Genomic DNA, 7,917 nt, shown 5'->3' on the forward strand with positions numbered 1-7,917 from the left:
AGAAGGGTGTTGAGGTCGGTCGTCACAAAACTGATCCTCAACACCCTTCGTCTATCTCCACCACCCAGGGTCGTTAGGACTTACTCGTCTAGTGCACGGCGACGGCCAGGTCCGCATCGACCGCGCCGAGGGTGGCGCGAGGCACGACCAGGATCATGACCGCCAGCGCCGCGGCCATGCCGCCCGCGATGACGAGCGCCATCGGTACGCTGCCCGTCCCGAACAGGCCGGCCAGGGGCGCCGACAGCGCGCCGACGCCGAACTGGACGGCACCGAGCAGTGCCGCTGCTGTGCCGGCGGCCTCGCTGTGCCGGCTCATGGCCAGCGCCGGCGCGTTCGGCAGGGCCAGACCCGCGGCGGCCAGCACCAGCCACAGGGACGCGAGCAGCGTGCCCAGACCACCGAGACCGGTGGCCGCGAACAGCACCAGCAGCAGACCGGCGGTCGTCCCCATGACCAGGGCGCCGACGAGGATCTGCTGTGGGGTGTAGCGCCGCAGCAGGCGGACGTTGAACTGGGTGGCCCCGATCAGGCCCACGGCCCCGGCACCGAAGGCCAGGCCGAACTGCTGCTCGTCGAGGCCGTACTGGTCCTGCAGGACGAAGGACGACCCGGCGACGTACGCGAACAGCGACGCCATGGCCAGCCCGGCGACCAGCACCAGACCGACGAACGCCCGGTCGTTGACCAGCCCCCGGTAGTCACGCAGGGTCGCCGCCACCCCGCCGTGCCGACGGCGCGACACGTCCAGGGTCTCCGGCAGCTTCAACGCCGCCACGACGATCAGCGCCGCGCCCAGCACGGCCAACGCCGCGAACACGCCCCGCCACTCGGTCCAGCGCAGCAGGCCACTGCCCAGCGTCGGCGCGAGGACCGGCGCCAGCCCCATGACCAGCATCAACCGGGAGAAGATCCGCGCGAACGACGCGCCGCTGAACAGGTCCCGGACGACGGCGGTGGCGACCACGGTGGCGGCGGCGACGCCCAGGCCCTGCAGGACACGCAGTACGCCGAGCACGGCGATGTTGGGGGCGAAGACGCACAGCACCGAGGCCACGATGTGCGTGGCCAGTCCGGCGAGCAGCGGCAGGCGTCGCCCGACCACGTCGGAGACCGGCCCGATCAGCAACTGGCCCAGCGCGAGGCCCAGCAGTGTGCCGGTCAGCGTCAACTGCACGGCCGTCTCGGTGGTCTGCAGGCCGGTGGTGATGGCGGGCAGCGCCGGCAGATACATGTCGATGGTCAGCGGACCGATGGCGATCAACGCGCCCAGCACGAGCACGAGCTGCATCCGCTGGCGGTTGGTCATCAGGTCGCCGGGCAGCGCGTCCTGCTCGGGGGCGGTCTTTTCCATCTTGATCTCTCTCCGGTGCTGACGCGCCGTCATCGAGAGATTGACGAGGCGGGGTGGGCTGACTTCCTCGCCCTGCAACGTCACGGAGGTGGATCAAGATTCCCGCGCTGGCGTCGGTGTCCTCGGCCCACGTTCCCGGGAAGCAGGCCCGGCCAATTCGACCGCGGCAGGCCCGTGATGCGTCGGTGCAATGACTTGCAGAATAGTGGACAGGCTCTTTATGAATTTTTCCTCTCAGTCGGCAATCATGCCCGCGACCAGCATGAACAACATATTCGACACCCCTCCCCGGACAGCGGCGGCGGAGTGACCAGAATGACAGTTCCGACGACACCGATCGTGAGCTGTTTAAGCTCCCTCCCGGCGTGCGGCATAAACCTCCACGCTCCCCGAATACCCATTGTCGCGTGGCGGGTACCGAGGCCACGCTTTGACGAAACGGAATGCAGTCATGAGTGAACCCCCCGTGACAGCCGAGCCGCCAGGCGACGCGCCACCGCCGCGCGCAGCGACCGATCGCAGCCCCTGGAACTGGCTCCTGATCCTCCCGATCGTGGTGCCGCTGACCCCCGCGCTGTTCAACATGGACTCGCCGCGCCTGTTCGGCTTCCCCGCCTACTACTGGGTGCAACTGGCCTTCATCGTGCTCGGCGTGGCCACGACCAGCGTGGTCTACCGGATGACCAAGGACCGGGCGGTGAGTTCGTGATGTGGCGGGACCACCTGACTGAGATCATCGTCTTCACGGTGCTGTTCCTGCTGGTCAGCGCGATGGGCTTCCTCGCGGCGCGGTGGCGGGCACCGAAGGACATGGCGCACCTCGACGAGTGGGGCCTGGGAGGTCGCACCTTCGGCGGCTGGATCACCTGGTTCCTCGTCGGCGGCGACGTCTACACGGCCTACACCTTCGTGGCGGTTCCGGCACTGATATTCGGGGCCGGGGCGGCCGGTTTCTTCGCCGTGCCGTACACGATCATCGTCTACCCGATGGTCTTCCTGGTACTGCTCCGACTCTGGTCGGTGTCGCGCCAGCACGGCTTCGTGACGCCCGCGGACTTCGTCCGGACCCGCTTCGGCTCACCGACGCTGGCGTTGATCATCGCGATCACCGGTATCGCCGCGACAATGCCGTACATCGCCCTGCAACTGGTCGGCATCGAGGCGGTCCTCAAGACGATGGGGGTCACCGGGGACAGCACCATCGCCCGGCACCTGCCGATCATCATCGCGTTCGCCATCCTCGCCGCGTACACCTACCAGTCCGGGCTGCGTGCGCCGGCGCTGATCGCGTTCGTCAAGGACAGCCTGATCTACATCGTGATCCTGGTGGCGGTGATCTACGTGCCGTACAAGCTGGGCGGTTGGGGCGAGATCTTCGACGCGGCGGACGCGAAGTTCAAGGCGACGCCCGCACCGGGTGACGGCATCCTGCTGAACCAGAACAACCAACTCCAGTACGTGACGCTGGCGCTGGGCTCGGCACTCGCGCTCTTCCTGTACCCGCACACCCAGACGGGCGTCCTGGCCAGCCGCAGCCGTGCCGTGATCAAGCGGAACATGTCGGCGCTGCCCGCGTACACCCTGCTGCTCGGACTCATCGCGCTGCTCGGCTACATGGCCATCGCAGCCGGGGTGAAGCCGCTGCCCGGCGCGAAGGAGGGCACGGTCGACAGCAACACGGTCGTACCGCTGCTGTTCGACCACACCTTCCCGGGCTGGTTCGCCGGAGTCGCGTACGCCGCGATCGGCATCGGCGCGCTGGTGCCGGCGGCGATCATGTCGATCGCGGCGGCGAACCTGTTCACCCGCAACATCTACAAGGAGTACCTGAAGAAGGACGCCTCGGCGGCACAGGAGGCGAAGGTCTCCAAGGTCGCCTCGCTGGTGGTGAAGGTCGGCGCGGTGGCCTGCATCGTGTTCCTCGACCCGCAGTTCTCGATCGACCTTCAGCTCATCGGCGGCGTGATCATCCTGCAGACGCTGCCGGCCGTGGCTCTGGGCCTCTACACCCGCTGGTTCCACCGGGGCGCGCTCATCGCCGGCTGGGTGGCCGGCATGGGGCTGGGCGTCTGGATGCTCTACCAGATCGCGAACCCGGCGACGAAGCGCGCGCACTTCGGTGGGTCCGCTTTCCCGCTGGAGAAGTTCGGCTTCGACACCCCGAAGACGATCTACGTCGGTATCGTCGCCGTACTGGTCAACCTGGTGGTCGCGGCGCTGGCGACCCTCGCGCTGAAGGCCGGCCGGGTGCCCGACGGCACGGACGGCACCAGTCCCGGCGACTACTTCGTCGACGAGGGCGACGAGAAGCTGGCCCCGAGGACGCGCCAGAACGGCGACGAGGTGGCCGTCGAGCCCGTACCGCAGGTCTGAGCACCGACGGGGTACCCGTGAAACCGCTCCCGGGTACCCCGTCGCCATCGGGCAGATTCACCCTCGACGGTGGACGGTGGCATTGGCCGATACCCTCGGCTTGATTCCTGCAACCCTGGTTGGGGGCCGCCCTCATGCGCATTCTCATGCCACTGCCCGACAACGACTTCGACGTGACGGAAGTCGCCGTGCCGTGGCAGGTTCTGACCGCTGCCGGGCACCAGATCCAATTCGCGACCGAAGCCACCGGGGTAGTCCCGGCCGCCGATCCGCGACTGCTCACCGGCGTGATTCTGGGCCGACTCGGCGCGGCCGACGAACCGAAACACTTCTACCATCAGCTCGTCCAGAGCCCCGATTTCCGGAACACGGTGGCCTGGGCCGACCTGAACCCGGCCGACTACGACGGGCTCATCCTGCCCGGCGGCCACGCCCCCGGCATGCGGCAATATCTGGGCTCCGAGATTCTGGCGGACAAAGTCGCCCAGTTCTGGGCGCTCGGCCGCCCGGTCGGGGCGATCTGCCATGGCGTACTGGTCCTGGCCCGGACGACAGACCTGGCAACCGGACGGAGTGTCCTGGCGGACCGACGTACGACCTGCCTGCTGAAATATCAGGAGCGCGCCGCATATCTCCTGACCGCGTGGAAACTCGGACGTTACTACCGCACCTACCCCGCATATGTCGAAGACGAGGTACGGGCCGCGCTGAACTCGCCTGGGCAGCTCGAACGTGGACAACGGGTCCTCAACCGGCGCGGTACGGCCACCGATGACACCCCCGCCTTCGTCGTGCAGGACGGCAACTACGTTTCTGCACGGTGGCCCGGCGACGCCTACCTGTTCGCGAGAACCTTCTGCGAGCTTCTCGACGGCAGCCCGGTGCGCGGGAACCGGTAGGCCCCCATCAGCTCGGAGCTGCGGGGGCAGGCCGCGGTCAATCCTTCAGGAGCTGCCTCGCCATGACGATCCGCTGCACCTGGTTCGTTCCCTCGTAGATCTGGGTGAACAACGAGGACATGGCCTCTGAGCTGCGAAAACTGTGCCATCCGGCGCGCTCCCCAGGATTTCCCCAGAGCCCGCATAGGTCCGTCGTGCAGAAATTCGCTCACCATGCGCTACCTAGCGCCTTCTCAACGACCAGCAAGGTGCAACACCGACCGAAACTGGTTTGAGTCCCCGAGCGAAACTGCGCCGCCTACGGGGGCGACCAACCCGCACGGGCCACTACGCAGCGTTACAACGGTTGGAGCCCGACCCCAACCTGCATCACGCCTTTGTCAGATGCCGGCCAGGGCTGCTGCGCCTGGTCCGAGAACCGGGCGCAGCGCTCTTCCTCGCTGTGTGCTCGGCCTCTTCGAGCTGGAATTGCGATCCTCGCCCGGCCCAGGGACCGGGCGCAGTCGTAGCCCTGCGCCATACCCACCTCGGGCCCCACGGGCGTTGCGATCCTCGCCCGGCCCGGGGACCGGACGCATCTGTGTGCGATTTCGTGCAGCACGATGCCGGCCCGCTTGTTGCGATCCTCGCCCGGTCCGGGGACCGGGCGCAGCGCCTTGTCAGCGTCGTGCTCGTCGTGGTTGCGATCCTCGCCCGGTCCGAGAACCAGGCGCACCGTCACCGCTACCGGCCTCCACGTCCCCTACGACAACACGTTGCGATCCTCGCCCGGTCCGAGAACCGGGCGCAGCCACCACCGCGCGATGACCGACGACGAGCGCGCAATTGAGTTGCGATCCTCGCCCGTTCCGAGAATTGGGCGCAGCGTTTCGCCACTCGATAGGCCGTAAGCCAAGCCTCCTCGCGATCCTCGCCCGGTCTGGGGGCCGGGCGCACCTGCTCGGCAACGGCTCAGGGTTCGAGTCCCCTGGCTGGTTGCGATCCTCGCCCGGTCCGAGAACCGGGCGCAGCGTCCGCTGTCTCGGCACTCAGGTTACGGCGGGCACGATTTGCGATCCCCGCCCGGTCCGAGAACCGGGCGCACCTAGCCGCCAGGTGGCGCATGGTGGGCGACAGGAGCGGTGTTGCGATCCTCGCCCGGTCCGGGGACCGGGCGCAGCCCTCGCCAGCGGCACTGAGTGCCCTGGTCACGGCCCGGTTGCGATCCTCGCCCGGTCCGGGGACCGGCCGCAGCCCCGGGCGGCCGGGCAGATGATCCGCAACGGGCTCGCGTTGCGATCCTCGCCCGGTCCGGGGAGCGGGCGCAGCCAGCGCGCCCAGTAATAGCCCTCGGTCCTGTAGCGGTTGCGATCCTCGCCCGGTCCGGGGACCGGGCGCAGCGCTGGCCCGGCGACCTCGCCACCCGGCACACCGTCCACGTTGCGATCCTCGCCCGGTCCGGGGACCGGGCGCAGCGCGGGCACCAGCCTCGCCGACGTGGTGGCGCAGTGGTTGCGATCCTCGCCCGGTCCGGGGACCGGGCGCAGCAGCCATGGTGGCGATCAGCGGCGGTGGGAAGAACTGGTTGCGATCCTCGCCCGGTCCGGGGACCGGGCGCAGCCACATGCCCCGTCGTCGGGCGGGTGAACAAGGCGAGGTTGCGATCCTCGCCCGGTCCGGGGACCGGGGGCAGCTGGCGACCGGCTCCTCGGCGTCGACGAGCTCCAGGCCCGCGTTGCGATCCTCGCCCGGTCCGGGGACCGGGCGCAGCTGGCGACCGGCTCAGCCGCTCACGCGGCGCACAACCGGTTGCGATCCTCGCCCGGTCCGGGGACCGGGCGCAGCCTCCACCTGCCAGGGGTCGAGCCGGTTGACCGCCGAGATGTTGCGATCCTCGCCCGGTCCGGGGACCGGGCGCAGCCCCTGGTTGTACTCCTCGGACGACTTCGGGTCGGCCTGGTTGCGATCCTCGCCCGGTCCGGGGACCGGGCGCAGCTCGGCGGCGTCGGGGTCCAGCTCGGCGACCGAGCTGAGGTTGCGATCCTCACCCGGTCCGGGGACCGGGCGCAGCCCTCCCACCTGTGGCATATCCACATGTCGATTCACCGGTTGCGATCCTCGCCCGGTCCGGGGACCGGGCGCAGCTGTGGAAGGTCGCTACCGGCTCGCTGGACCTGAGCAAGTTGCGATCCTCGCCCGGTCCGGGGACCGGGCGCAGCTCGTGCTCGCCGGCACGACCGCCGTCAACCAGGTCTGGTTGCGATCCTCGCCCGGTCCGGGGACCGGGCGCAGCCAAAGCCAGCACGTTACCGAACCGCTGCCCATGATCGGTTGCGATCCTCGCCTTGTCCGGGGACCGGGCGCAGCCCTCGACCCGGTCGCGGCGTGGGCGCAGACGCGCCGCGCGTTGCGATCCTCGCCCGGTCCGGGGACCGGGCGCAGCACGATCGGGACCAGCGAGGTCGCCGCCGCGTCCAGGGGTTGCGATCCTCGCCCGGTCCGGGGACCGGGCGCAGCCCCGCACCCGAGGGCCGACACCGGGCACGTCGGGCGCGTTGCGATCCTCGCCCGGTCCGGGGACCGGGCGCAGCTCTGCCCGGCTGGCCACCGTCGAGCTCGCCCTGGTCGAGTTGCGATCCTCGCCCGGTCCGGGGACCGGGCGCAGCACTCGCTACAACCTGCGGCCCAACGGCGATCAGGCCTCGTTGCGATCCTCGCCCGGTCCGGGGACCGGGCGCAGCCGCCACCCTTGCCGAAGAGCCCGCCGACCTTCAGAAGGTTGCGATCCTCGCCCGGTCCGGGGACCGGGCGCAGCTGCGCATGGCAGCCACCGAGGTCGAGCAGGCGTTGGAGTTGCGATCCTCGCCCGGTCCGGGGACCGGGCGCAGCCCGCGCCGAAGGTGACCGCGTGGGGAATCGCGGACGGCGTTGCGATCCTCGCCCGGTCCGGGGACCGGGCGCAGCTCTTCTCCCTCTGGTCCTCCTAAAACCTGGTCCTTCTGTTGCGATCCTCGCCCGGTCCGGGGACCGGGCGCAGCGACAGGCCGTGATGGCAGCCGGTGGTGAGGTACCGGGTTGCGATCCTCGCCCGGTCCGGGGACCGGGCGCAGCTGTGGCAACGCCATCGCGCAGCCGCCCACCGGCCGGTTGCGATCCTCGCCCGGTCCGGGGACCGGGCGCAGCTAGGGCCGGCTGGAAAGTGTGTCGGGTCGACCCTCCCGTTGCGATCCTCGCCCGGTCCGGGGACCGGGCGCAGCGGCGTGCGCGATCAGCCGGGTCACGTTGGGGACACCGAGTTGCGATCCTCGCCCG

4 protein-coding genes and 1 CRISPR repeat array are annotated in these 7,917 nt (G+C 69.6%); of the genes, 3 read left to right on the forward strand and 1 reads right to left on the reverse strand.

Annotated features, from left to right (window positions below; translation table 11 throughout):
* Nucleotides 1-88 precede the first annotated feature (88 nt).
* Nucleotides 89-1,309, reverse strand: a complete 1,221-nt coding sequence (locus ACGFH9_RS29565; protein ID WP_393225792.1) for a Bcr/CflA family efflux MFS transporter — start codon at nucleotides 1,307-1,309, stop codon at nucleotides 89-91.
* A 496-nt stretch (nucleotides 1,310-1,805) separates the two neighbouring features.
* On the opposite strand from ACGFH9_RS29565, the gene ACGFH9_RS29570 reads away from it, so the two are divergent.
* The 3 genes from ACGFH9_RS29570 to ACGFH9_RS29580 all read left to right on the forward strand — a co-directional run bounded on the left by ACGFH9_RS29570 (nucleotide 1,806) and on the right by ACGFH9_RS29580 (nucleotide 4,626).
* Nucleotides 1,806-2,063, forward strand: coding sequence for a DUF3311 domain-containing protein (locus tag ACGFH9_RS29570; RefSeq protein WP_393225753.1), 258 nt, complete (start codon nucleotides 1,806-1,808; stop codon nucleotides 2,061-2,063).
* A complete protein-coding gene (mctP, locus tag ACGFH9_RS29575; RefSeq protein WP_393225795.1) occupies nucleotides 2,063-3,727 on the forward strand; it encodes a monocarboxylate uptake permease MctP in 1,665 nt (554 codons plus the stop codon). The genes ACGFH9_RS29570 and mctP overlap by 1 nt, the downstream gene beginning before the upstream one ends.
* 134 nt (nucleotides 3,728-3,861) lie before the next feature.
* Nucleotides 3,862-4,626: a type 1 glutamine amidotransferase domain-containing protein gene (locus ACGFH9_RS29580; RefSeq protein WP_393225756.1), complete on the forward strand. Its 765-nt coding sequence runs from the start codon at nucleotides 3,862-3,864 to the stop codon at nucleotides 4,624-4,626.
* A 467-nt stretch (nucleotides 4,627-5,093) separates the two neighbouring features.
* Nucleotides 5,094-7,862: direct repeats of the CRISPR family, unit length 37 nt; unit sequence GTTGCGATCCTCGCCCGGTCCGGGGACCGGGCGCAGC.
* Nucleotides 7,863-7,917 lie beyond the last annotated feature (55 nt).

It is taken from the genome of Micromonospora sp. NPDC049102 (assembly GCF_043197485.1).
Taxonomy (GTDB): Bacteria; Actinomycetota; Actinomycetes; order Mycobacteriales; family Micromonosporaceae; genus Micromonospora.